The organism is Bacillus alkalicellulosilyticus, from assembly GCF_002019795.1.
Classification (GTDB): domain Bacteria; phylum Bacillota; class Bacilli; order Bacillales; family Bacillaceae_F; genus Bacillus_AO; species Bacillus_AO alkalicellulosilyticum.
The window spans coordinates 182,421-208,155 of sequence record NZ_KV917381.1; the positions used below are offsets into that span (position 1 = coordinate 182,421).

The following is a 25,735-nucleotide window of genomic DNA, read 5'->3' on the forward strand; positions in this document are numbered from 1 at the left end:
TATTATGCCATTAGGTGTAGGAAGTATGATTTTGATTGCTCTTGTTGCCTTATTAATTTTTGGACCAAAGAAATTACCTGAGCTTGGAAAAGCAGCGGGAAATACGTTACGTGAGTTCAAAAATGCAACAAAAGGGCTAGCAGATGATGAGGAAGATGCTAAGAAAAACGAAAAACTAGAGAACAAACAATAGTTAGGAATGAAACCAATGGAACATAAGGATATGTCGTTATACGATCATATAGGCGAATTAAGGAAACGAGTCATCACCATTCTTGTCTTTTTCATGGTAGCTATGATTGCAGGGTTATTTGTAGCAAAACCGCTTATCCTGTATTTGCAAGCGGCACCTACAGCGCAAGAGTTACCGATGAATGCTTTTAAGTTAACTGACCCTATACGCGTATATATGACGTTTGCATTTGCAAGTGCTCTCCTTCTTGTGTTCCCAGCTATTCTCTATCAACTCTGGGCATTCATCAGTCCAGGCTTACATGAAAAAGAACGAAGGGTGACGTTAGCGTATATACCAATTTCGTTCTTTTTGTTTTTACTCGGTATCTCATTTTCCTATTTTATTTTATTTCCGTTTGTCATTGGATTTATGGGGCGATTAGCGGGACAATTAAATATTACGGAGCAGTACGGGATAAATGAGTACTTCTCATTTTTATTTCAGTTAACCTTGCCATTTGGGATTTTATTTCAGCTTCCAGTTGTGGTGATGTTCCTAACAAGACTAGGGCTTGTTACCCCAACCTTTTTAGGACAGGTTCGCAGGTATGCGTATTTTGTGTTACTAGTCATTGCTGGATTAATTACACCGCCAGAATTAATTTCTCATTTACTCGTTACCGTACCATTGCTATTGTTATATGAAATTAGCATATGGATTTCGCATATCGCATACAGGAAAGTGTTAAAAGCAGAGGAAGAAATGAATAAAGAGCAATAAAAAAGGGGTGTTACAAAAGGTTCCTAACCTTTTGTAACACCCCTTTAAGCATCTTACGTCCCAGCCGCCCTCTTATTCACTTTCAGCTTTAGGGGCTTTGAAATACCGTATGGCAATTAAGATGTCAATCGATGCTACTGCAATGAGCAGAAAAGTCCAGAAATCCCAGCCAACATCATTGACACGGTGAATTGCCGCAAAAACAAACATAAAGGAAATGATTAAATAGATTACTCCCATGTTATAAAAATCCTCCAATAAATTGTTGCATCTGTTCTAATTGTCGTTGAAGTTCTTCAAGCTGTTCACCATATACTACTCTTGTTAACGTAACGAATGAATTCATTGCGACATGAGCAACGATTGGAACCAAAATTCGTTTTGTTTTCACATAAAGATAAGCAAAAGTAAAGCCCATCGCTGTATAGATAAGTAAATGGGTGAAATCAACATGAACAGCCGCAAAGATTAATGAACTAATCATAGCAGAAATAAAGAAATTATAGCGTTTATAAAGAGAACCGAAAATAATTAGTCGAAACACGATTTCCTCAAGGATAGGTCCAATCACGGCAACGACAACAATCAAAGCGGGAAAAGCTTTTATCATTTGAATAATATTTTCTGTGTTTTCTGACCCTGGCTCAATGCCTAATACGAATAGCTCGATAATGGCTGCAACGTATTGAGCAAAAAAAGCAAGAAACACACCAATAATCGACCAGAGTACAGCTTCTCCTCTAGTAGAACGGCTTCTTTCTAAATGCCTTTCCGTAATCTCCTTTCGTAGAAAAAGAATGATAACGAGTAGCCCTACTGAAAAGGCCAATGTCGTCCAAATTCCCACGGCCATTTCTAATGGAATCTCAAAGAGCAATAATAAAGGCAGTCCAATAAAGCTTGATAATTGCATAATGATGTAGGTGAGTAATATCCACCAATAGCGACTATTCAAAACAAAAGCTCCTTTTTATTAAAATTCGTTTTTCATTTTATCATACTTACCGTAAAAAAGCTGAAGAGGACCCCCGCCATAAGTTAAGAGTATTAGGATACCACTGAAACAGAACATGATACGGGGACTAAAAGAGTTAGGTTTTCGAGGGCACTGAAAAAGTTCGGTTTTTAACTTTTACAGTGCCCTCGATGCAATGTACGTAATCGTTGCTTTTTTTTTAAGCCTGCTACGAGTGGGTTTCTCGTAGCAGGCGAGCAAGGAGTGGAGCCATTGCAACCATAAAACAAAGGCACTGAAAAAGTTGGTTTGTACTTTTTCAGTGGCATCAGGTTTTCACTTTTTTACTGGTCAAGCGTAATAGTCTATTACTATTACTTTATTTCGATAAATATGTGTTTGAAAGAGAAAGAAGTTGGACATTATAATGAAGGTTTGTTCCCTGCAAAAAATGTCGTAAATAATGGTAGAAAAATGAGAAAATAAGTTAAAAAATTTAAGGGAAAAGACTTGCAAAACAAAACTGAAATGATTATTATAATAATTGTGTTAGCACTCGATGGTGATGAGTGCTAACAGGAAATCAAAACTACCTTCCACCTCACTTATACATATTAGGAAGGTAAAAAACAATATATCTTAAGGAGGTTGTTTTCCTTGTTAAAGCCATTAGGTGATCGTGTAGTAATTGAATTAGTTGAGTCAGAAGAAAAGACTGCGAGTGGGATTGTTCTTCCAGATTCAGCAAAAGAAAAGCCACAAGAAGGAAAAATTGTTGCTGTAGGTTCAGGTCGTGTGCTTGATAGTGGAGAAAGAGTTGCTCTTGAAGTTAAAGAAGGCGACAACATTTTATTCTCTAAGTATGCAGGAACAGAAGTCAAGTATGACGGAAAAGAATTTTTAATTCTTCGTGAGAGCGACATTCTAGCAATTCTAGGTTGATTTTCAAAGATAAGAACCGAATAGATACATTTTTAGGAGGTTGGAATAATGGCAAAAGATATTAAATTCAGTGAAGACGCACGTCGCGCAATGCTACGTGGGGTTGACGCTTTAGCAGATGCAGTAAAAGTAACGTTAGGACCAAAAGGTCGTAACGTAGTATTAGAGAAAAAATTTGGTTCTCCATTAATTACAAACGATGGGGTAACAATTGCTAAGGAAATCGAACTAGAAGATGCATTTGAAAACATGGGTGCAAAACTAGTTGCAGAAGTAGCTAGCAAAACAAACGACATTGCTGGGGACGGAACAACAACAGCTACAGTTCTAGCTCAAGCTATGATCCGCGAAGGACTTAAAAACGTAACATCGGGTGCAAACCCAATGGTTATCCGTAAAGGAATTGAAAAAGCAACTCAAGCAGCAGTAGAAGAGCTTCAAAACATCTCTAAACCAATCGAAGGCAAAGCTTCGATTGCACAAGTTGCAGCGATTTCTTCTGCTGACAATGAAGTTGGAGAAATCATTGCTGAAGCAATGGAGCGCGTTGGAAACGACGGCGTTATTACAATTGAAGAATCTAAAGGATTCACAACTGAGCTAGAAGTAGTAGAAGGTATGCAATTTGACCGTGGATACGCTTCTCCTTACATGGTAACAGATTCAGATAAAATGGAAGCTGTTCTAGATAATCCTTACATCTTAATTACAGATAAAAAGATTTCTAGCATTCAAGAGGTTCTACCTGTGCTTGAGCAAGTGGTTCAACAAGGTAAACCAATCCTTATCATTGCTGAAGACGTAGAAGGTGAAGCTCTAGCAACTCTAGTAGTGAACAAACTTCGTGGTACATTCAATGCAGTAGCTGTCAAAGCTCCTGGATTTGGTGACCGTCGTAAAGCAATGCTTGAAGATATCGCGATTATCTCTGGTGGAGAAGTAATCACTGAAGATTTAGGTCTTGACCTTAAATCTGCAAACATTACTCAACTAGGTCGCGCTTCTAAAGTAGTTGTAACAAAAGAAACAACAACTATCGTAGAAGGTGCGGGAGACACAGCTCAAATCGCAGCTCGTGTAAACCAAATTAAAGCTCAAGTTGAAGATACAACATCTGAGTTCGATAAAGAAAAATTACAAGAGCGTCTTGCTAAGCTTGCAGGTGGAGTAGCAGTTCTTAAAGTCGGTGCAGCTACAGAAACTGAATTAAAAGAACGCAAACTTCGCATTGAAGATGCTTTAAACTCAACTCGTGCTGCAGTGGAAGAAGGAATTGTAGCGGGTGGAGGAACAGCGTTAGTTAACGTTATTAAAGCCGTTCAAGCGATTCAAGTAGACGGAGACGAACAAACAGGTGTTAACATCGTTCTTCGCGCACTTGAAGAGCCAGTTCGCCAAATCGCACACAACGCAGGCCTTGAAGGATCTGTAATCGTTGAGCGCCTTAAATCTGAAGCAGTGGGCATGGGCTTTAACGCTGCAACAGGAGAGTGGGTAAACATGGTTGAAGCTGGTATCGTTGACCCAACAAAAGTAACTCGTTCAGCTCTACAACACGCTGCATCAGTATCTGCAATGTTCTTAACAACAGAAGCAGTTATCGCTGATAAGCCTGAAGAAGGCGGCGGCATGCCTGACATGGGCGGCATGGGCGGAATGGGTGGAATGGGCGGCATGATGTAATAAACGACCAAACCCCTTGAGCCACAAGGCATTTCATCAACAAAAAGCAAAATGCTAACATTTTTGCTAACATAAATCGCCTTAGCGTAGGCTTCCCATGAGTTGACCAAACTTGCGGGAAGCCTTTTTCTTCATTTCTTTTGTTACATGACGATAGACAAGTCGTGTGGTATCGTCATCGGTATGTCCCAGTCTTTCCATGATATCCTCTAACGGCACTTCGAGTTCAGCCAAAAGGGATGTGTGCGTGTGACGCAGAGAGTGTGGCGCTAAAGTTTTGTTTAAACCTGCTAATTTTAATGCACGCCGCATTCGGTCTTCAACCGTCTTAATGACGATAGGATAACCTGGGTGTCGCTTCGTTTTAGCAAACACAAAATTTTGATCCACGTATTTATCGCCTAAGCGTTCTTTGATCTTATCTTGAGTGGCTTTCAAATCTTTAAGTGCCTCAATGACATCTTTTTCAACCACTATCGTTCGTGCGGATGCAACAGTTTTTGGTGTGTTTAAATTAAACTTAACCGTATTATTCTTTGGATTGTAGTAGGTCTTGATAATGCGAATGGTCTGTTTATCAAAATCAATGTCGTCCCACTGGAGACAAACCAGTTCTCCGACACGCATGCCGGTGTAAGAAAGGGTGAGGAACACTGGTAAATCCATCTCTAAGCCTTGGGTAGCCACTGTTTTTAGAAATAACGCAAGTTCTTCTTTTTCCATATACTTTGGGATATCATCTTTCTTTAAGTCCTCAATCGTTTTCTTTTTCTTTTGTAACACAACAAACTGGGTGGGGTCCTTCTTGATGAGTTCTTTTTGTATCGCTTTCTTGAAAATCATCCGTCCGGTTCGATGAATACCGTCTACGGTGTTTGGTGCAAATTGTTCCTTTAGCTTTTTAATAGCCCCTTCATAGTGATCGGATTTGATATCTTTGAGTTTCATGTAGGCAAAGTAGGGCATAAGGTTATTAATTTCATTTTGTCTGATCCGAATGGTTCCAGGTTTCACTTCCCGTTCCTCGCTATACATGGCTAGCCATTGCGGTGCAAAATCTTTAAATAGCGCTTTACTTTCATCGATATACGTTTCATTATCGACTTCATAAAGGAGGGATCTCGCAGCGGCTTCAGCATCTGATAAGGTATTAAATCCACTTCGTTGTCGTTGTCTTCTCGCACCGGTGATTGGATGGGGACTAATATCGACAGTAAAGGCCCACTTAGCTCCACAAGTGCATTTCTTGGGTTCCTTTTTACAAGTGCAATCTCTTCTGTAAAATGATCCTTTCATATACAACTCACCTTTCCTTTTACGTTAATTAGCTTTCTTAAGAGATAATAATTCATTGGAACGCATGCTAGTAATGGAGACGAGATGGAATGCTAGGACAGCCATCTGTCTTCTAGAATCAAGTTGTTTCACTTTTTTTCCTCCTTTTTATATAAAATTCATATTACGATTTGAAGTTATTCCCAAATTAATCGTGAATGATACTTTTTGATGGATCACATAGGGGAAAAATAATCCTCCAAATGATCAACCATCAAGCATTGATTCAACTAAGCCAACTTTGAATGATTACTTCTTTTTCTGCGCAAGCCACTGCTTAAAATCTTCCTTGTCCACTCGAATGGAAGCGCCAATGGAAAAGTTAGGAATTCCGCCATGTTTTGGAGAGAGATGACATAACTCGTAAATGCGGCGTTTACTGATACTAAGATATTGAGCAATATGTTTAACTTCTAAAATGTCTGGTAATGATTCCAAAGTCATGTATTCCTTTGTGGTTTTCATAAAAATTCCTCTCCTTTTGTCCAAGAGAAAAACCCCACAGAGTCAAAAAAAGGCATAGTGCTCCCAAGGGTATAAGACGAGAGTTGTCTTATAGCTTGGATTGCAAGGTCCTTCCTTCCAATCTGCGGGGTTTCACCCATTGATAAATTTATTTATTTTCTATACTCTTAAGGTAACTCCTCAAAGCGCGGACGGCAACAACAAGTACATAAAAAATAAAATTAATTTTATTCATTTACAGTATGTCTCAATAATAGAAAACAAAATGTATTGTTCTATGAGGTGATTTTTAGTTCGCTTACTTTTCTTTTTTCTTGTTCATGATCCAATGTATGAAGTCATCCTTATCTACTATGTTCGTTTCACCCACTTTAGAATGAGGGATGCCACCATGAACGGAAGGAGTTTGAAACAATTTATAGATCGTTTTTCTAGAAATCCCCAGAAAGTCAGCAAGTTGATTTGCTGTCAATGTTTCTGGAAGTGAATTCCATGTAGTGTATTTTTTTTGGCTGTCCAGAATAGTTCACCTCCTGCTCAAATCAAAAGAAAAACCCCACAGATAGGAAAAAAGCACACTGCTCTCAAGATAATAAGATCACAAAAAAATAATCTTATTACTCGATTGGCAGGTGCTTCCTAGTCCAATCCGTGGGGTAATCCAGTTGATTTATAGATATTCATTTAATTTAATAAAATCATCTTACTAATGTTACGTTGAATTTTATCTGACCAAACAATCGTTTGTCAAGGGTTAGTATAAATTTTTGTTGAAAAGCTTTATTCCATAAAAGATTATAAATGATAAAGAATTCTTCAACTAACGGGAGCTTATCTACAGTATGAATTTCTATCGTATTCAACCTATGTAAAGATAGTAAAAATGCTAGTTTTCTATCTTTGTAGAAGCATTATCTACAGTAAGTATTTATAGTTTTTAACGTATTTAACGATAGGACTCACTTGGAGGGGTGGGTATGATAGGGTTTGCCTGCTGAAACAACTGCTTCAGCCTTTCAAGACCAATCATGCCCACAGAGGCTCCAAGTCAAGTCCTTAACCTCTTATCTATGACTACATGTACATAAAGATAAAAGGTGCTCCACATCAAAATTTTATAGCAGACACTGTAGATAATACCCCTTTTAGTTGAACAAGGAACAAGAAAAATAAATGATTTGGTTGAAGAAAAGCTTTCTCTTTTAGGAAAGCTTTTTTCTTATTACCCACAAGAGATAGAGCAAAAGAGTAACACTATTAACTATAGGTATATGGTAATATAGTAAATAAAGGAAATGCGTAGGTGAGATTTTTGAAAAAACCAATGGATTTAAACTCTTTAGTAAGCAGTTATAACTCTTTAACAGAAGAGACTTTTAATGAACTTTTGATCTTTTTTGATTTTGATTTAAGAACAGATGAAATAGAACAGATTTCAATGTTTATAGATAACTTAGAAATTGAAGATAAATATTTTGGATATTTTTATTTGGGTTACAAGATACCCCAAATAGACAAAGAATTCGATCTACTTAGATTTGGAGAAAACTATATCTTAAATGTTGAAATAAAATCTATTTTGAAAGCAGATGATGCAAAGGAACAACTAATTATGAATCGATATTATTTAGCTTCCTTAGGCAAGAAAATAAAGTCATTTACTTATGTCGCAGAACATAACAGTCTTTATCAACTAGATGATGATGAAAACTTTCAGCAAATACAATTTGATGTATTTGAAAAACATTTGTCCAGTCAAAAGTTGGAGCACCATTCGAATTTAGATGAATTATTTGATCCATCTAATTATCTGGTGTCCCCTTTCAATGATAGTGAAAGATTCAATAGTGGCTCTTACTTTCTGACTAAACAACAACAGGAGTTTAAGAAAGCTATTTTAAACAGTTCCGCAAAATTTACAATTATAGAGGGTCTACCAGGAACCGGAAAGACATTATTACTCTACGATCTAGCAAAAGAATTTATTGAGGATTATAATACTGTCATTATTCATACAGGAACCTTAAATACGGGGCATTTGAAATTGAAGCAGCAATATAAATGGAACATTATTCCTATTAAAGACTATATAGAGATTGAACACATTAAACCAAAATTTATTTTTGTTGATGAAACTCAAAGAATGAGACCTCACCAACTTGACTATCTTATTAGATATGTAATTGGAAATGATGTATTCTGTATTTTCTCGATTGATCCAAAGCAAATTCTCTCTCTTCAAGAATGGAATTACGATAATAAAAGTACACTCATGACCCTCGAAGATATTGAAGAATATAAACTAAGTAAAAAGATTAGAACAAATAAAGAGCTTGGTGCTTTTATTAAGGGTTTATTTAGCCTAAAAAATATGAAGTACTGCAATAATACCGATAATATATCTATTCACTACTTTAATGATATTAGTCAAGCTAGAGGATTTGCAGAAGGCTTGGAAATAGAAGGATGGCAGGTTATCGACTATACAGGAGAAAATTGGAACGGTCAGTTAATCGAAAAGATGAGACTATACAGAGGATTAAATGCGCATGGTGTTTTGGGGCAAGAGTTTGATAAGGTTCTTGTTTTAGTAGGATCTACTTTTTACTATAATGAAGATGGCGGTCTTGCTGTAAGACATAAAAATCATTATGATCCCGAACGAATGTTTTATCAATCAGTTACCCGTGCAAGAAAAAAAATCATGTTACTTATTGTAAATAATCCAGAATTCATGACTAAGCTTACTAATGAATTGAATAAAAAGAAAAAGCAATTGTCTTAGTAATAATTACAGAGTTTTCTTCAACCAACGGGAGCAATAGTGGAACAAAATGTCGCTACATTTGTTGAATTAACGGATCAAAATTTCTATAAAAAGAGAGGGGGGTTTAACATGAGAGTTCAATATATTGAAGTTGAATCAGGAAAAAATAAACAAGATTATGATGTAAGTAATGTATATGTGAGAATTGGTGAAAAAGTTAAGTTACGTTCAGCACTGTGCGAAGTAGTTGATATTGTACACTACCCTGCTATTAATGAAGAAAATCACCACGTAGATGTTTTTGTGAAAGTAATAAAAGAACTCCCTGATAAATTTTGGGGTATAAACTTATTGGACGTATTGGATTTATTTAGAAAAAGTTGAAGCAAAGATTGTGAACAAAAGTACTTACACGAACGGGGGCTCCCAATAATTGAACAAGAAGGTCGTCAATTTTGGCCGTCTTTCCTTTAGAAACTTATGATAAATGAATATTGGAACAGATACTAGTTAAGCAGCTAGCAGGATTGCCAACCCATAAAGTAAACTATCTATTATTCCATAATGTTACCTTAAATACATTCTATAATTATCTTCATAAAATTTATAATCTCTTCTTCTTGATTTTATCCTCACAAGGTTTTAAACTTAGGATAATCAACTATTTAGTAAAAAATATAAATCAAACATAAGAAGAAGCACTTCTTGACGTTTGGGTTGTTACAGGTTTATTTCCTGTTTCAATTCTGGCGACAAGAAGTGCTTTTTTGTTTTATTAGGGAGAGGTGTCATGCGAAAAGTACTGGAACACAACAATCAACCTCAAATTATGGACAAAGAGACAAGGATAAACGAGGACATTGCTGAAAATCATCCATGGGTACTTGATGTCCTTTCAATTTGTGAAGAATGTGAAATTCCAAAGATCACAATTCAAAGATTTGCTAAATATTATTTGGAGAAAGAGCAGGTGAGTTAAGATGATACCATTATTCAGACTCTTAAGAGAGATCGACGTGCAATTGGACTCGGGGATAAAAGCGGTGTCTCGTAATCAGGAAAACCGTAAGAATAGAGAGGCTTGTGAATACCAGATGGAGCTTAATTTTGAGGAACTGCAGTCGTCTTAACCAAACTAATTGGTATAAAAATAAACTCTTCTGTACATTATGGTACTACTAATTATGTGCAGAGGAGGATATTTTTATGAGTAAAGTAAGGGTCGTAAGGGCTTCATATAATGAGCATTTGCAAAAAGAGTCCTATTTATTTTTGCGAAGATTAATTGAAAAGGCTTTATTAGATGAGCTTAACCTTAACCCACTTCAAAAAGGAGAGTTATTGGAGAGTATTGATAAGAAGGAGGAATTTAAACATATTGGGAATTGATATGTCATTATTAAAGCGAATGAATCAGATATATGAAGACACTATTTATGCCTATGCCAGAGTTAGTACAGCCTCGCAAGATATAGAGCAGCAAATTATCAAAATCAAACAATATCTGAAACGAAACAATATACCCTTAGAGAGAGTTAAGTTTTTAAAGGATAATGATATCTCGGCAAATAAACTTTCTTTAGAAAAAAGACCAGGTTTAGAGGAACTTCGAATGCTCATAAAGCAAGGAAAGGTAAAAACGTTAATTGTGGATCATCGGGATCGACTCGCGAGGAATTTCTATGAATACGCTTTTCTTGTAAAAGAATTATATAAATACAATGTTGAAGTCATCTTTGTAGCAACTAATCATCCTGCTTTTTCTAGGGACTTTTTTACGGAAGCGGTTCATGGAATGTTAGCACAAAATAACGGTTTGACAATCAGTAGTCGAACTCAGGATGCCATGGAACAGTTTCCAGCAACACCTTGGTTAGGATACAGCAGAAAAGGTAAAAAATCAGAAACTCGTTATTTTCCTGATCCAAAAAAGGCTCCTCAAATTAAGGGATTCTTTCATGAAGTGACTAAAATTAAAACGGCTGAAGAATTAATCGATTTACTTATTGAAAATAAAACGGTGTTTCACAATAAAAGATTTGATGAAATTCTGAATTATTTATGTAATCCCTTTTATTGCGGACATATAAGAAAAGGGGGTCACTATTATAGACTTGACCACGTAGAGCCTATTATTGATTTGGATACATTTTTGAAGGTTGCATCGAATTTAGAGCAGGTAAAGAGAAGCGTTCTAGATGCCATTAATGCTTCCCTTGAACGTTCGAACATCACCCCCATTTGTGCAAGATGCAAAACGCAAATGAAATTTAGAGCTGGAAAATTAGGGACTAGTGGTTACTATGTTTGTTCTAACAAACACTATCAAATTAAGATTCCTGTTGATGAACTAAATGAAGATTTAGAGGAACATGTTAAAGAAATTATGCCTCGTCTTGACCTAGATCTATTAAATAAAGAAATCAGAGCTATTCTAAATAGAAAAGAAGAAACATTAAAAAACAAATTCCAGAGCATAGAAAAAGTGATAAATAAACTTAATGATGAATTAGCCTTTTTATCACCTACGGATTCTAATCAAATTAAATATTTATTTAATCGCATAGATGCCTTAATGGTTGAACTGGAACAAGTACACTCTTCCCTGTCTAGAGTAGATGATGCTTTTAAGGAATTAAAACAGCTTTCAGTGCTGATAAAGAACTATTTAATTGAGGAATTAGAGCGGTATGAACTCTATTATATGTACCAGTCTTTTATTGAAAAAGTAGAGGTGGATCGGGATAAGGTCATATATTTTAACCCATTTGCTAGATTTTTTAAGGAGGAGTTAGAATAGAATGAATAACTATTATAAAGTTGATGATATCTATCTCATTTCAAGTTGCTCTAAACTGAGAGGGACAAAAATGGACCAAATACCCTTTAATATCTTCAAAGATCGAATCAGAATTACTGTCGCCTATATTCGCTGGTCAACTGCTGGACAAACTGATAAACATACTTTCAGTATTCAACAGAATGCTATCATAGCAAAAGCTCGCTCATTAGGCTATAAAGTAATTGTTTTCTTTGTGGAAAAGCAAACATCTGCCTTTCATGTAGAGGCTGCAAAAAGAAAAGAAATGTTGGCCTTAAAAAAGTTTGTTATGAGTAATTCTAACGTAGATAGTATTATTTTTTGGAAAGATAGTCGGGTTTCTAGGCTAATCTATGATTTTCCTTTGGATATCTTAGCCCCAATAAAAAATGAACATCCGAATATAAAAGTTTATTCAACTGACATGGATGGAGAATGGGATGAAAAGAATCCACTCGTTCAATTACAATCAACCATGAACCATCAGGAATCAGAAAAGAAATCTAATGAATCCAGACAATATCAAGAAACGAAACTTGAAAAACATGAAAGACCAGAAGGAAGACCACCATACGGATATGATTTTAAAGATGGAAGGATGGTAAGGAATAAGTTCAGTTCTGTTGTAAGATTTATTTTTTATCTCTATAGTTTTGGGTATAGGGAAAAGAAAATCTGTGACATTCTTAACAAAACAAATATTCCTACTCCAGATGAATATCTTGACCAAAAGAACAATAAGGATGATGTCAAACCATATAAATGGAATGAAAAGTCAATTGCTTACATTTTACAAAATGCCTGGTATGTTGGTGATTTTTTATTCTTTTCACGTATGAGTAGAGATAATAGTAAGAAGAAACCCCGTGAAGAAATAGAATTATTTAAAGTTGAATATGAAGCAATTATTCCACTGTACTTATGGGAAATCGTCACCTATTTAAGGAAAATAAAAGGTGATAAACGTAACAAAAGGAAGCTATCTACGGATTTCATTTTGGAGGGTCTATTAAAATGCAAGACCTGCGACCTCCCATTGAAAACTAGAAATTCTACTCCGTCCAATTCAAAAAAGGAATATAAGTATTATTTCTGTCCAAATTGCAATAAAAAGGCAAACATCAAAGTTATCCGTGATGAAGTCCTTACTGACTTTAAAAAGAAATGGTCTCGCTCCATTCAGCAGCATTCGAAGGAATCCTTGAACTTCTCAAGAAGTTGGATTAAAAAGCTAAAGATTAAAAAAGAAGAGATTAAGCAGCAAATCCAACTTATTAAATATAACGAGAATATGTTGCATCGAATAGAGAGTGAATTTGAGAAGAAATTGAAACAAACATATACTTTACAAATTCAGAACAAAAATAACCAGCTCTCGGAGATTCAGTTTTTAATTGAACGAATAGAAAAGACTTTGACTCAAAATACAGATGAGCTGCTGGAACGTTTTGTACAGAATTTCGAAACGTATTCAAACGAAGAATTGACTTCCACTTTATTACTTTCTATTAAAGAAATCATAGTTGACTTTGAGCAGGATATACCCGAGCTTTATATAGATTACCGATTAACCCCTTATGTTGAACTTGAGAACAAGACGAATTATTACAACTCAATATAAGATATTAGAAGCTATTATTCAAAGGGATGATAGCTTTTTTATTTTGACCAATTTAGGTATGTAACTACAATACCGACAAATATTTAAAGTAACTAACTAAAATACCGAAGCTTTACTTTATATGCGTTTTAAAGGAAGTAGTGGATTTTAAAAATCCCTTGATATCAAGGCTTTTTTGAGATTTTTTTTCGGTATTTAAAGCATCTAGCGATCGCTAGATACTTATAACACCTAATGTGTTATTACCTTTATAACCACAATACCTAATGTATATACATATTAATTCTGTAAAACAAAAAATCCTTTATAAAGAAAGGTTTATCATGTTAGTTGCTTAGGTCAACCTCTTGTAAAACGTCACCAATCTTTTTGTCATTAATGACAAGATCAGCGAAGCGATCAAAATCTGTTTTTTCTTGATTAATAACTACTAATTTTGCTCCATTTTCCTTTGCGATTAAGGGGAATTGATTTGCAGGTGTCACACTTAATGAAGAGCCCAAAACAATGAATAGCTCTGCTTTCTTAGATTCCTCAAAAGCAAATTGAAAATCTATTTCCGGCAACATTTCACCGAACAGTACAATGGAAGGGCGCAGCACACCGTCGCATTCACAATAATAAGCCTGATTGACATATTCCTCACTACTATATTCTTTTCCACAATTTTGGCAATGTACTTTTTGAAGTGTGCCATGTAATTCTGCCACTTGGTGGGAGCCAGCTAATTGATGAAATCCATCAACATTTTGTGTAATGATTGATTGAATCATCCCTTTCCTTTCCAATTTAGCAAGAATCTTGTGACCTTTATGTGGCTTATACTCCTTTACAGCTAAAACCCTTTCCCTATAAAATTCTATAAATTCATCAACATTTTGATTTAATGAATCCACATTGGCAATTTGGGTTGGATCTTTCTTGTTCCATAGACCATTAGAAGATCGAAAATCAGGTAACCCACTCTCAGTTGACATTCCCGCACCAGTAAATATAACTGTATAATTAGATTCATGTAACAATTGACTTAACAATGCTATCACTCCTGTTTCATATTGTGCATGTTCTTTATGATCATTTTTAAAACAATATAAAGTAAATTGTTTTTAATTTTGTTTTGTTTTATTATACAATGTTTTGCAACCCAGTCAGCTAGGAGTTTGGATTTCTTTAAATTATTCATTCATTATTCTTATCCTGTTGTAGGGTAAAAGCACATGGAAAGCGAAACAATAAATAGGTAACAAATGTTAGTTAATGTGATTTAAGGAGGGAAAAGAATGTCGATTTATAGATGTAGTCTTAATGTAGACTTAATAGAAAGAGTTAATGAAATAATAGTTGAAGACAACAATGTATTTTCTAAATATAAAGAAGTAAATGGTGTGTTTATATGGAATAAAATCTCATCTATACTTTCTCGATTAATAGATTTAACAAGATATTTAAATAGTAAAAAAATGGTTATTGATACAGATGATGATTTTTGTCAGTTTACATTAATGGAATTGATAAGTTATGCAGAACAAATAAACACATTTGTAACGGAACTTAGTGATATTTTTAATTTAGATCTAAAAGAAATGAAAACTTCAAAGAGAATATTTCCTAATATAGGTAATGAGATATCTAATGATGATCGGTATATTAAATATTTGAGGTCTCTAGTTTCAATACACCCTACTAATACAGATAGACACACTAGATATGGGTACCAATCAGCGGCTGAATATTCACCATATGTTAGAAAAGGTAGTTCTTTTAGTCATATACTTATGCTTGGAAAATCAAAAGATAATGTAATTATTAATAGAGAACACGATTTAGAAGATCAATTTGTTGTAAGGGTTTATCATAGCGAAATAAAAGACGTAGATAATGTGGAGTTAGATGAATTAAATAATATGTTAGAAAACAATGTTATTTGTAAAGAAGAATATGAAAGCTTACAAATCACATATAAGACTAAAAGCGATACTTATATCTTCATACACCCGGAAGACATAATTAAATATATATCAGAAAGATATAACATATTGATTGCTTTAGAGGTTCATATACTGAAGATGTGATGAAAGATTATGATAATGAAGTAAAAATATAAGCATGAAACTATGGGCAATTAGGATGCCTGCAAAGCAGAAATGTACTTTCAAGTTGCAGAAGCCAATACGCGGTTAGTGCTGCACTGGCTAATAAAAATATAAATAGAATGTTATAAAATTTATAAGGTTAATTATTGTGACTTAAACCATCAAAGTTTCCGTTTGGAATCCTTACTTTATTTAAGAAAATTATTATCTCAATTAGTTATATTGAACTTTTACATAAGTACCATTTAGGTACTTTTTTTTTAGAAACTTTCTTCTATCCATACTGTGTTGGACCTTGCAATTTTTTTTGCGGTTTTTTCTTGAAACTTAAATATATTTTTAAAAGGCTTTTTGTAAGTGGATTTCCTTTTGTAGTTCCGCTTGATGTTTTGTTTTGTTTCGTTAGTTCATCCACCGACAGGAAGAAACATAACCATTACAGAGAAAAAGACAAGTGGTTATTTTAGGAAATAAATATAGATATACGATGATAAGCAGAACTTATACTGATTTTTTGATATAATGAGACTGTAAATAATATGTAAAATCGTATTTGAAAAGGAGATATATAAATGGCTGTTATAGGATTTGAGGAAAAGCTATGGGCGGCAGCTGATAAGCTGAGAAATAATATGGATTCAGGAGAATACAAGCACGTCGTATTAGGTTTAATTTTCTTGAAGTATGTTTCCGACTCTTTTAATGAGAAATGGCAAGAACTAATGGATTTAGATCCTGATTTTGCAGAGGATCGTGATGCTTATATGGCTGAAGGGATTTTCTGGGTGCCTGCAAATGCTCGTTGGTCTTTTATCGCGGAACATGCAAAAACACCTGAAATTGGTAAGGTTGTTGACAACGCTCTTGATGCTATAGAAAAAGAAAACGTTACACTAAAAGGAGTATTACCGAAAAGTTATGCACGTCCTGAATTAGACAAGCGTATTCTTGGTGAAATTATTGATCTCTTTACAAATATGAATGTTGGGGGTAAAGAAGCAAAGGAGAAAGATATACTTGGCCGTGTATATGAATACTTTCTTGGTAAATTCGCAGCTAACGAAGGTAAAGGTGGTGGTGAGTTCTACACCCCGAAAAGTGTGGTTAAGTTAATGGTTGAAATGCTTCAACCATATAAAGGGTATGTTTATGATCCTGCATGTGGTAGTGGAGGGATGTTTGTTCAATCATTAAAGTTCGTAGAGGAACATAGTGGTAATAAATTTGATATTTCAGTTTACGGTCAAGAATCTAATCCAACAACTTGGAAATTAGCAAAAATGAACCTTGCAATACGTGGTATAGAAGGTAATTTAGGGACTAAAAATGCGGACACTTTTCACAATGACTTACATAGAACATTAAAAGCAGATTATGTCTTAGCTAATCCACCTTTTAATGACAGTGATTGGGGTCAACCTGTCTTAATTGATGACCCTCGTTGGAAGTTTGGAACACCACCTGCAGGAAATGCAAACTTTGCATGGATTGAACACATGATTGATAAAATGAGTCAAAATGGAAAGGCGGCTATTGTATTAGCAAATGGTTCTTTATCATCTAACACATTAGGTGAAGGTGAAATACGTAAAAATATAATTGAAGCCGACTTAGTTGAAGCAATTGTCACGCTGCCAGATAAGCTGTTTTATACGACTGGAATATCAGTATGTTTATGGATTCTAAATCGTAATAAAAGACATAAAGGAAAAACAATTTTCATTGATTCAAGGAAACATGGAACAATGGTAAGCAGACGGTTACGTGAATTAACAGATGCAGATATTCAAAAAGTAGTAGAAACATTTATTAATTGGAAGAACACTAAAGAATACGAAGATATTCCTGGGTTCTGTAAGGAAGCAACGATTAAAGAAATTCAAAAAAATAAATATAGTCTGACCCCGGGAAGATATGTAGGAGCTGAAGAGGAGGCAAGGGACGGAGAGTTATTTGAGGAGAAAATGGAACGGTTAACTACAACTTTAGGACAACAATTCAAGGCCTCAAAACTATTAGAGGAGGAGATACGAAAGCAATTGGAGGGGATTGGATTTGAAATATAAAATAAGAGATGTTTGTGATATAAACAGTAATAGTTTAAGTAAGAAAGATCCTCTTACTTTTGTTAATTATTTGGACACAGCCAATATTACAGAGGGGAAAATCAATGAAATTAAACATTTAGTTGTTGGTGTTGATAAAATACCTAGTAGAGCAAAAAGAAAAGTGGTAAAGAACGATATTATAATCTCAACAGTGAGACCAAACCTAAAACATTACGGCATTATTAGAAAACCGGTTGAAAACATGATTGTTTCAACGGGATTTACAGTTCTTACACCTAAAAAAGAGGTTAATTCGGAATATCTTTATTGGTATCTAACTCAGCAGGAAATTACAAATTATTTATCTGCAATTGCTGATACTAGCACTACGGCTTATCCATCAATTACATCAAATGTAATAGCAGATATTGAACTCGAACTCCCAGATAGAAAAAAACAGGATGCCATAGCAAAAGTATTATTTTCACTAAATGAAAAATACAACTTGACTATAGAAATGAACAATACTTTAGAAGAAATAGCCAATGCCATTTTTAAACGTTGGTTTATTGATTTTGAATTTCCTAATGATATGGGACAACCTTATAAGTCGAATGGTGGGAAATTTGTTGATACCGAATTAGGACTATTGCCTGAAGGGTGGTATATACAAACTATCGGGGATATTGCGGATGTAAAAGGAGGAAAGCGACTTCCTAAGGGTGAATTGGTACAAGAACAAAAAACCCCATATCCTTATTTAAGGGTTAAAGATTTTACATCGGATGGAATAAATATAGATAATATCTGTTTTATTAGTGAATTTGCACATGAAAAAACAAAGAACTATACAATTAGCTCAGAAGATATTTATATAAGTATTGCTGGAACAGTTGGATTAACGGGGTTAGTCCCTTCATTTTTATCTGGTGCTAACTTAACGGAAAATGCAGCTAAGATAATAAATTTCCATAAAGATAAGATTAATAAATATTTCGTACTTATGTTTTTAACCAGTGAAAGTGGAAGAAATCAAATTAGGGCAAATACAGTTGGTAGCACACAACCAAAGTTACCTTTATATGGAATAAAAAACATACAGCTTTTTATTCCACAAAAGCATGTTCTAGATAAGTTTACTTCTCTTATCGAGGTTATTATGAAGCAGAAGGAAGTAAATATAGGTAATGGGCAATCTCTGAAGGCACTCCGTGAAACATTACTCCCAAAGCTTATGTCTGGTGAGGTTCAATTCAATGAAGGTAAAAAGGAGGTAGAGGAATGTTTACAGAAGAGCAATTAGAAAATGTTGTTTTAGAATATTTTCAAGAGCTCGGATATGAATACCTCCATGGTAGTAGGCTACCAAGAGACATTAAAGAAGTGTTATTGTTTGACCGTTTGGAAGCAGCGCTTATTGAATTAAATAAAGGGGTTTCTTTAGAAGTTATTCGTGAGGCAATTCGAAAAATACGGACGTTTGACACGAATGATGTGTTTGCCAATAATAAAGTGTTTGCGAAATATTTAACTGAAACTGTTGAAGTAACTGAATTTGTTAATGGGGAAACGATTTATCATCGTGTTTCCCTATTTGACTGGGATAGTATTGATAATAATAATTTTCTAGTAGTAAATCAGCTAGAAGTACTTGAGAAAGGTGGCTCAAAAATACCTGATGTAGTTGTGTACGTTAATGGTATGCCCCTAGTTGTTTTTGAATTAAAAAGTGCATCTCGTGAAGAAGTAAATATTGAAGATGCGTACAAACAGTTAAAAAATTATATGAATGTGCATATCCCTTCATTATTTTATTATAATACTTTCCTAATTATCAGTGATGGTATCGACACAGAAGCGGGTACAATTACAGCACCTTTAGATCGTTTTTCTGCGTGGAAGAAGATTAACACAGAAGATACAATAATTGAAAACCGGCCATTAGACACGATGATGTATGGACTGTTTGATAAACGAAGATTGTTAGATGTCCTAAAGAATTTTATTCTTTTTACTAATGATGCTAAAATAATGGCTGCATATCATCAATATTATGGTATGAGTAAGGCCGTTGCTTCTACTGTCAAAGCAACACAAACAGACGGACGTGCTGGAGTTATATGGCATACACAAGGTAGTGGTAAAAGTTATTCCATGGTGTTTCTATCAGGGAATTTAGTGAAACACGAAAAGTTGAAAAATCCTACTATAGTTGTTATTACAGATAGAAATGATTTAGATGGTCAGTTATTTTCGACTTTTTCTGGGGCATCCGACTTCTTAAGACAGACACCACTTCAAGCAGAGAGTCGAAGTCATATTAAAGATTTGCTAGAAAATAGAAAGACTGGTGGTATTGTTTTTTCTACGATTCAAAAGTTCGAAGAAGAAACAGGGCTTCTTTCAGACCGTGAAAATATAATTGTAATGGTAGACGAAGCACATCGTACACAGTATGGCACTGATGCAAAATATGACCTTGCAACAGGGGAGCAAAAATATGGTTATGCGAAGTACTTACGAGACGCATTGCCTAATGCAACTTTTATTGCTTTTACAGGAACTCCAATTGAAACTACTGATAAATCGACAACAGGTTTATTTGGTGAAGTAATTGATGTGTATGATATGACTCAAGCTGTTCAAGATGGCGCAACAGTAAAGATCTATTATGAATCTAGGCTAGCTAAAGTTAAGTTAGATGAAACACAAATGAGTGAAGTGGATAAAGAATATTGGCGTATGCAAGTAAATGAGGGTGTAGAAAACTACGTCATTGAGGAAAGTCAAAAACACTTATCACGTATGGAATTAATAATTGGTGATAAAGACCGAATAAAACAAGTAGCTACTGATATTATTAGCCATTATGAAGATAGAAAAGATCTTGTGGCTGGTAAGGCTATGATTGTTGCATACTCTCGCAAAACAGCTTTTACTATGTACCAAGAACTAATTGAACAAAGACCTGACTGGGAAGAGAAAGTTAAGATTGTAATGACTGCAAATAATCAAGACCCAGAGGACCTTGCGAAATTAGTCGGCAATAAACAAACTCGTAAAGACCGTGAAACAGAGTTTAAGGATGTTAACAGCCCCTTTAAGATTGTTATAGTTGTAGATATGTGGCTAACAGGTTTTGATGTGCCTTCCTTAGACACTATGTATGTTGATAAACCAATGAAAGCCCACAATTTGATGCAGGCTATTGCTCGTGTAAATCGTGTTTTTGAAGGGAAAACAGGTGGACTTGTTGTCGATTATATCGGATTGAAACGTAACCTAATGGAGGCTCTGAAAACTTACACAAGTCGTGACCAGGATAAAGTACAGGAAAATGAACAAGCCAAAGGAATTGCATTAAATATACTTGAAGTGCTTCGTAATCATTTTCACAAATTCAATTATAGTGCCTTCTTCGGAGACAGTGATAAAAAGCGTTACGAAGTCATACGGGATGGTGCGGAGTATACTCAAAAAACAGAGAAATTAAAGCAACTATTTTTAACAGAGACAAAGAAATTAAAAGATGTATATAAAATATGTACAGGTTTATTATCCAAGGAAACTAAAGAAGAAATTGCTTATTTCATTGCAGTTCGTTCCTTTATTATGAAATCATCTAATAAAGGTACACCAGACTTAAAGGAAGTAAATGAACGAATCTCAAAAATATTAGAAAATGCAATACTTGAAGATGGTGTTATGGTGTTAACCGAAGCAACATCAAATGAGAGTTTTGATCTTTTAAATGAAGAAAACATAGCAAAACTTCAAGCCATTCCACAAAAGAACATTGCAACAAACATCTTGATGAGAGTAATGAAAGAAAAGCTCAAAGATGTAAAGAAGAAGAACATGACGGTAAGCAAAAGTTTTTCTGAACGATTTGAGAAGATAATCGAAAAATACCACAATAGAAACGACCATTTAGACGTCTATGAAGTGTTTGAGGAACTTCTAAAGTTTAAAGAAGAACTAGAAGACGCAATCAATGAGGGTACGCAGCTAGGTCTATCCTTTGAAGAAAAAGCATTCTTTGACGTACTAGGCTCTGATCCTGATATAAAATCAATACTTCAAGATGAGACGTTACTGAATATAGCTAAAGATTTAGCTAAGACAGTAAAGGAACATCGCTCTCATGATTGGGATAAGAAAGAAAGCGCACAAGCACGTATGAGGTTGTATATTAAAAAGGTATTACGTAAGTGGGATTATCCACCTAACAAAGAACCTAAAGCTGTTGAAGATGTATTAGAGCAAGCAAAGTTGCAGGCAGCTAATATGTAGAAATTTTGTTGGTTAACTAATATTTTATTAGTTAGCCTTTTTATTACCCACAAACTATAGTATTTAAAGGTTATTATTTAAAAGAGTAATATTCAGTGATTTTATATTATAATTTTCGATAAATTCTAAAAAGATATTACACTTTTTGGCATTTTGTTTTAAAATTGTAAAGAGGTGATATTCATGTTTAACGGGATGGAATGGTTAAAATGTGATTTGCAGATGCAAACACCAGGAGATCCGCATAATTGGGTAAGAACTTGTGACGCATACATTGGTAGTACGTATACTGAGGAACAACTAAATCAATCTGTTGATTTATATTTAAAAAGATGTCATGCAGTAGGATTAAATGTTATAGGTGTTACTGACCATAATTTTATTGGTAAAGAGTATCTAAAACGATTAATTGAGAGAAATCAAGAAGTGGCAAGAGACTTGGACAGGGAACCTTTAGTCATCTTCCCAGGTTTTGAAGTGGAGATTGCGCAAGGTTTAGGGGTGCACGTCTTATGCTTATTCGAAACTAATACTCCTTTAGATGTAATTGATGAAATGGTTACTGAACTTGGCTTACCAAATAGAAGAAGGGTAATTAATGGTTCTATAACCCCTTTAAATAAAAACTTTAATAACATTATTACATTTATACAAGAACACAAGGATTATCCTGGAATTGTAGTTGCTGCTCACCCCCTTGCTGAAAGTGGAATGTTGAATGACAGTTTTATGACTGATCACTTCCAAAGAGAAATGTTTAAGGACCCAAGATTATTAGTAATGGAAACTCCTAGAGTAATAGAAAGCTTACCGAGAGGTATAAAAAAAATAATCCTATCTAGTGATGATTGTCACGAACATTGGAAACGGGATAGAGCTATCGCAACCGTAATGTCATCAGATTGTTATAGTTTAGAGGAAAGTGACAAAGGTTTTATTGGAAAGAGACACAGTTGGATTCAATTTTCGAAACCTTCAATCGATTCATTAAGGCAGGCATTTATTGATCATAGCTCTAGGATTAAATTGCAGGTCTCGTCTCCGAATGAAGGTAATAATTATGGAAAGATAACGTCGCTAGAAATTAGAGATGTATCTTTCTTAGATAACCAAACTATTAATTTTTCACAAAATTTAAACTGTATAATTGGGGGAAGGGGTTCTGGGAAATCTTCAATATTAGAGTATATAAGGCTTTGTACAAATTCCTTATCTAAATTCAATGAACAGTTGTCTAGAATTGAAAACACACTTCAACAAGATTCTATATTAAAATTGACTTGGCAGGACCCTAACGGTCTCATAGATGTTCTTCATTTTTCAAATGGACAAGTTACAATACCATCTAGAACAGAAGTAAAAGATATAGATGTGATATTTAAAAGCTTAGGTATAAATATTTATAGTCAGCGCGAAATTACACAAATGGGCCAAGACTCGCCCTCACTAATGCCGTTAATCGATAGAATTTCTGAAAATGAGTTGAAAGAGGAAAATAACCAAGAAAAAGAAGTAGCTGAAAAACTTATTTCTCTAATCCAAAGTGAGCTGAAATTTTTGCGTCTGAAGGAAGAAAAAATTGAATTGGAACAAGAGTTTGAAGAATTAAAAAGAAAGTGGGATACATTTACTTCGGTTAAAGAGTTTAGTGAAAAGAAGAAAAAAGTAACACTAACTAGAGATTTTGTATCTAAAGTTAGAAGTGATAAAACTGCAATTGATGGCAGTGTAGAACAACTTATAGACACATTAACAACCATAAATGAACAATATGAAAATATGGTTCTAGATAGTGAAAACCTTATTAAATCTGAATATATAAATTATATTAAGGAACAATTTGTTCAGTCTATTAAGTCAATAAAATGTGATATTCAAAAAACGAAAGAGGATTTAAATAATAGTTTACTAAGTGCAATTGACAACCATGACTCATGGGATAGTTTAAAAAATGAATTTGATATAAATGAAAAAGAATTCGAAGATGCGTGTAAGGCGAAAGGCATTACAGAAGAGGAATTTGAATTACTAAAAGATACAGAACAAAAGTTGAACCGAAAAGACTTGGAAATAGAAAAAAAGGAGGAGGAACTTACTCGAACACTAGAATTATTAAAGGAAAAAGGAAATTTACATGATAGATTAAATGAGATCTGGAAAAAGCAGCATGAAATTAGGCAAACAAAGATAAATAACTTAATTAGCATTGATACAATTCCAAAGGTTACTGTTGATGGAAACGATGTTCCATTTTTAAAAATAGACATAATTTACATGGGTGATTTCAATCACTATATGAAATTGTGGATGGAGTTCTCTATTGATGGACGTTCTAAATTGGGGCGGAACTGGGAGTTCATTGGAGAACTAGCTTACTCACAGTTTCAACAACATAATACAACACCTTCGCCTTGGGTTATTATACAAGAATGGTTAGAGAATGAAGCTATAATACCAAGTGAATTAAATCCTTTTTATAAAGAATTAAAATCCCATTTGAATGATCATTTTGAACATTGGGAAAAGTTCCGAACCAAAAGAATTCAAGACACAATTGATATTACATTATATAGAGCAGATGGAACAAGAGCTGGCTCACTGTTAGACAATGGCCTATCAGATGGACAAAAAAATACAGCGATACTGACTTTGTTATTTACAGAGGGCACAGGGCCGATAATCATTGATCAACCAGAAGATGAGCTTGATTCTGATTTTATTTATAATGAATTGGTTCCAATCATCAGAAAAATGAAAAATAAGCGTCAAATAATTCTTGTTTCACATAATGCTAATTTGCCAGTCAATGGAGATGCCGAATTAATCTATGCATTAAAAACTGATGTAGGAAAAGGAAAACTTAGAACAGAAGGTGGATTAGATAATCCAGATGTGAAGCGAGCAATTTTAGATATTATGGAAGGATCAGAAGAGGCTTTTAAAAGAAGAAGTGAGAAATATAGTAGTTATTGATTGATTATTTATATAGATTTATACGATTTACTAAAGGCCCAAATTGGAACTTTTATTGAATGAGGAAAGACGTTAGGAGATTGTCTATGCCGTTAATATCAGAAAAAACTGCTGAACTAAATATAACTTCTGAACTGCATTATGAAGCTGTTACTAGTGGATATGACGTTTGGACTTATGGGCCAACGCAACGGAGGGAAGCTATCTATGGTTTTGATACTCAATTAAAACAGTATGCTTTTCCTTTGTACTTGCAATATAAAACACCAAACACTTTTAATAAGAAATCAAATACTTATAAATTCAAAATTGACAATAAATCTAAAATGAGATTCTTGAGAATCAAAAAAAAGTTGAAACATATTGGTACATTTGGTCAAGTAGATTTATTACAAAGATGGGCTTCTGGAAGATCACATGTAGGGTTAGTTTTTCCGTGTTTTGAAAGTTATGGTGTAATAAGGAGACGGAATAACTGGTTAGATTGGACATGCTTTTTAGATGTGAAAAAATTAAAGAGACTTAGTTCAGGCGAACAATAGCAAGTGTTTTTCCGATTTTAGGAATTAGTGGAATCCCTACAGGCTTCAAAGTTATAGTTAATTCAGAGGTACAGGAGTTTGATTATGTTCCTACCTTAAGGGAAGTAATTAATCAAGTCACAACGTTTAATTTCTTTAATGAAAATAAAGGAAAAGATCCTAATGGTTTCAAAAATGATACTGAATTTGAGATTTTTGAAAGAGGTGTTGATCTAGAAGAATTAAAACATTTGAAATTAGGT

Annotated in this window: 22 protein-coding genes; 16 read left to right on the forward strand and 6 right to left on the reverse strand. The window is 34.3% G+C overall.

From position 1 onward, the window contains the following. Positions 1-4: 4 nt before the first annotated feature. Complete coding sequence (locus BK585_RS01065; RefSeq protein ID WP_078551297.1) at positions 5-193, forward strand: twin-arginine translocase TatA/TatE family subunit; 189 nt, start codon at positions 5-7, stop codon at positions 191-193. Between the two features lie 15 nt (positions 194-208). Next, positions 209-955, forward strand: coding sequence for a twin-arginine translocase subunit TatC (gene tatC / locus BK585_RS01070; protein ID WP_078551298.1), 747 nt, complete (start codon positions 209-211; stop codon positions 953-955). A gap of 72 nt (positions 956-1,027) precedes the next feature. Here tatC and BK585_RS01075 read toward each other — a convergent pair whose 3' ends face one another. Both BK585_RS01075 and BK585_RS01080 read right to left on the reverse strand, forming a co-directional pair. Further along, positions 1,028-1,195, reverse strand: coding sequence for a YdiK family protein (locus tag BK585_RS01075; RefSeq protein WP_078551299.1), 168 nt, complete (start codon positions 1,193-1,195; stop codon positions 1,028-1,030). Position 1,196: 1 nt separating this feature from the next. Continuing rightward, the gene (locus BK585_RS01080; RefSeq protein WP_139367474.1) at positions 1,197-1,910 is read right to left on the reverse strand and encodes a CPBP family intramembrane glutamic endopeptidase; all 714 of its coding nucleotides are present in this window, start codon (positions 1,908-1,910) and stop codon (positions 1,197-1,199) included. Positions 1,911-2,567: 657 nt separating this feature from the next. Between BK585_RS01080 and groES the strand changes: the two genes are divergently transcribed. Both groES and groL read left to right on the forward strand, forming a co-directional pair. After that, the gene (gene groES / locus BK585_RS01085) at positions 2,568-2,852 is read left to right on the forward strand and encodes a co-chaperone GroES (protein WP_078551300.1); all 285 of its coding nucleotides are present in this window, start codon (positions 2,568-2,570) and stop codon (positions 2,850-2,852) included. Positions 2,853-2,900: 48 nt separating this feature from the next. Further along, the gene (groL, locus tag BK585_RS01090) at positions 2,901-4,535 is read left to right on the forward strand and encodes a chaperonin GroEL (protein ID WP_078551301.1); all 1,635 of its coding nucleotides are present in this window, start codon (positions 2,901-2,903) and stop codon (positions 4,533-4,535) included. A gap of 81 nt (positions 4,536-4,616) precedes the next feature. Here groL and BK585_RS01095 read toward each other — a convergent pair whose 3' ends face one another. From BK585_RS01095 to BK585_RS24340, 3 genes are all read right to left on the reverse strand, one after another. Beyond that, positions 4,617-5,831 carry a tyrosine-type recombinase/integrase gene (locus tag BK585_RS01095; protein ID WP_078551302.1) on the reverse strand — a complete coding sequence of 405 codons (1,215 nt, stop codon included), beginning with the start codon at positions 5,829-5,831 and terminating at the stop codon, positions 4,617-4,619. A 288-nt stretch (positions 5,832-6,119) separates the two neighbouring features. Then, positions 6,120-6,335 (reverse strand): helix-turn-helix domain-containing protein, encoded by a 216-nt coding sequence (locus tag BK585_RS01100; RefSeq protein WP_078551303.1) that lies wholly within the window; start codon positions 6,333-6,335, stop codon positions 6,120-6,122. A 298-nt stretch (positions 6,336-6,633) separates the two neighbouring features. Next, a complete protein-coding gene (locus BK585_RS24340) occupies positions 6,634-6,807 on the reverse strand; it encodes a helix-turn-helix domain-containing protein (protein ID WP_281248857.1) in 174 nt (57 codons plus the stop codon). A gap of 831 nt (positions 6,808-7,638) precedes the next feature. Between BK585_RS24340 and BK585_RS01110 the strand changes: the two genes are divergently transcribed. From BK585_RS01110 to BK585_RS01130, 6 genes are all read left to right on the forward strand, one after another. Continuing rightward, a complete protein-coding gene (locus BK585_RS01110) occupies positions 7,639-9,120 on the forward strand; it encodes a DNA/RNA helicase domain-containing protein (RefSeq protein ID WP_245805761.1) in 1,482 nt (493 codons plus the stop codon). 111 nt (positions 9,121-9,231) lie between these two features. Further along, complete coding sequence (locus BK585_RS01115; RefSeq protein WP_078551306.1) at positions 9,232-9,486, forward strand: hypothetical protein; 255 nt, start codon at positions 9,232-9,234, stop codon at positions 9,484-9,486. Between the two features lie 406 nt (positions 9,487-9,892). Further along, positions 9,893-10,081, forward strand: a complete 189-nt coding sequence (locus BK585_RS01120; protein ID WP_078551307.1) for a hypothetical protein — start codon at positions 9,893-9,895, stop codon at positions 10,079-10,081. A 227-nt stretch (positions 10,082-10,308) separates the two neighbouring features. After that, on the forward strand, positions 10,309-10,491 hold the full coding sequence (locus tag BK585_RS23615; protein ID WP_139367475.1) for a hypothetical protein: 183 nt from the start codon (positions 10,309-10,311) through the stop codon (positions 10,489-10,491). Next, positions 10,481-11,902, forward strand: coding sequence for a recombinase family protein (locus tag BK585_RS01125; protein WP_170885438.1), 1,422 nt, complete (start codon positions 10,481-10,483; stop codon positions 11,900-11,902). Before BK585_RS23615 ends, BK585_RS01125 begins: the two co-directional genes overlap by 11 nt. Position 11,903: 1 nt before the next feature. Then, positions 11,904-13,544: a recombinase family protein gene (locus BK585_RS01130; RefSeq protein WP_078551309.1), complete on the forward strand. Its 1,641-nt coding sequence runs from the start codon at positions 11,904-11,906 to the stop codon at positions 13,542-13,544. A gap of 326 nt (positions 13,545-13,870) precedes the next feature. Here the strand turns inward: BK585_RS01130 and BK585_RS01135 are convergent, their stop codons facing one another. Continuing rightward, positions 13,871-14,578, reverse strand: a complete 708-nt coding sequence (locus BK585_RS01135; RefSeq protein ID WP_078551310.1) for an NAD-dependent protein deacylase — start codon at positions 14,576-14,578, stop codon at positions 13,871-13,873. Positions 14,579-14,824: 246 nt separating this feature from the next. Between BK585_RS01135 and BK585_RS01140 the strand changes: the two genes are divergently transcribed. From BK585_RS01140 to BK585_RS01165, 6 genes are all read left to right on the forward strand, one after another. Next, complete coding sequence (locus BK585_RS01140; RefSeq protein WP_078551311.1) at positions 14,825-15,616, forward strand: hypothetical protein; 792 nt, start codon at positions 14,825-14,827, stop codon at positions 15,614-15,616. Positions 15,617-16,209: 593 nt separating this feature from the next. Then, entirely contained in the window at positions 16,210-17,703 is a 1,494-nt protein-coding gene (locus BK585_RS01145; protein WP_078551312.1) for a class I SAM-dependent DNA methyltransferase, read from the forward strand. Beyond that, positions 17,693-18,988, forward strand: coding sequence for a restriction endonuclease subunit S (locus BK585_RS01150; protein WP_170885439.1), 1,296 nt, complete (start codon positions 17,693-17,695; stop codon positions 18,986-18,988). The genes BK585_RS01145 and BK585_RS01150 overlap by 11 nt, the downstream gene beginning before the upstream one ends. Then, entirely contained in the window at positions 18,967-21,978 is a 3,012-nt protein-coding gene (locus BK585_RS01155) for a type I restriction endonuclease subunit R (protein WP_078551314.1), read from the forward strand. Before BK585_RS01150 ends, BK585_RS01155 begins: the two co-directional genes overlap by 22 nt. Positions 21,979-22,161: 183 nt before the next feature. Further along, on the forward strand, positions 22,162-24,951 hold the full coding sequence (locus tag BK585_RS01160; protein WP_078551315.1) for a TrlF family AAA-like ATPase: 2,790 nt from the start codon (positions 22,162-22,164) through the stop codon (positions 24,949-24,951). Between the two features lie 86 nt (positions 24,952-25,037). Next, positions 25,038-25,493, forward strand: a complete 456-nt coding sequence (locus BK585_RS01165) for a hypothetical protein (protein WP_078551316.1) — start codon at positions 25,038-25,040, stop codon at positions 25,491-25,493. Positions 25,494-25,735 lie beyond the last annotated feature (242 nt).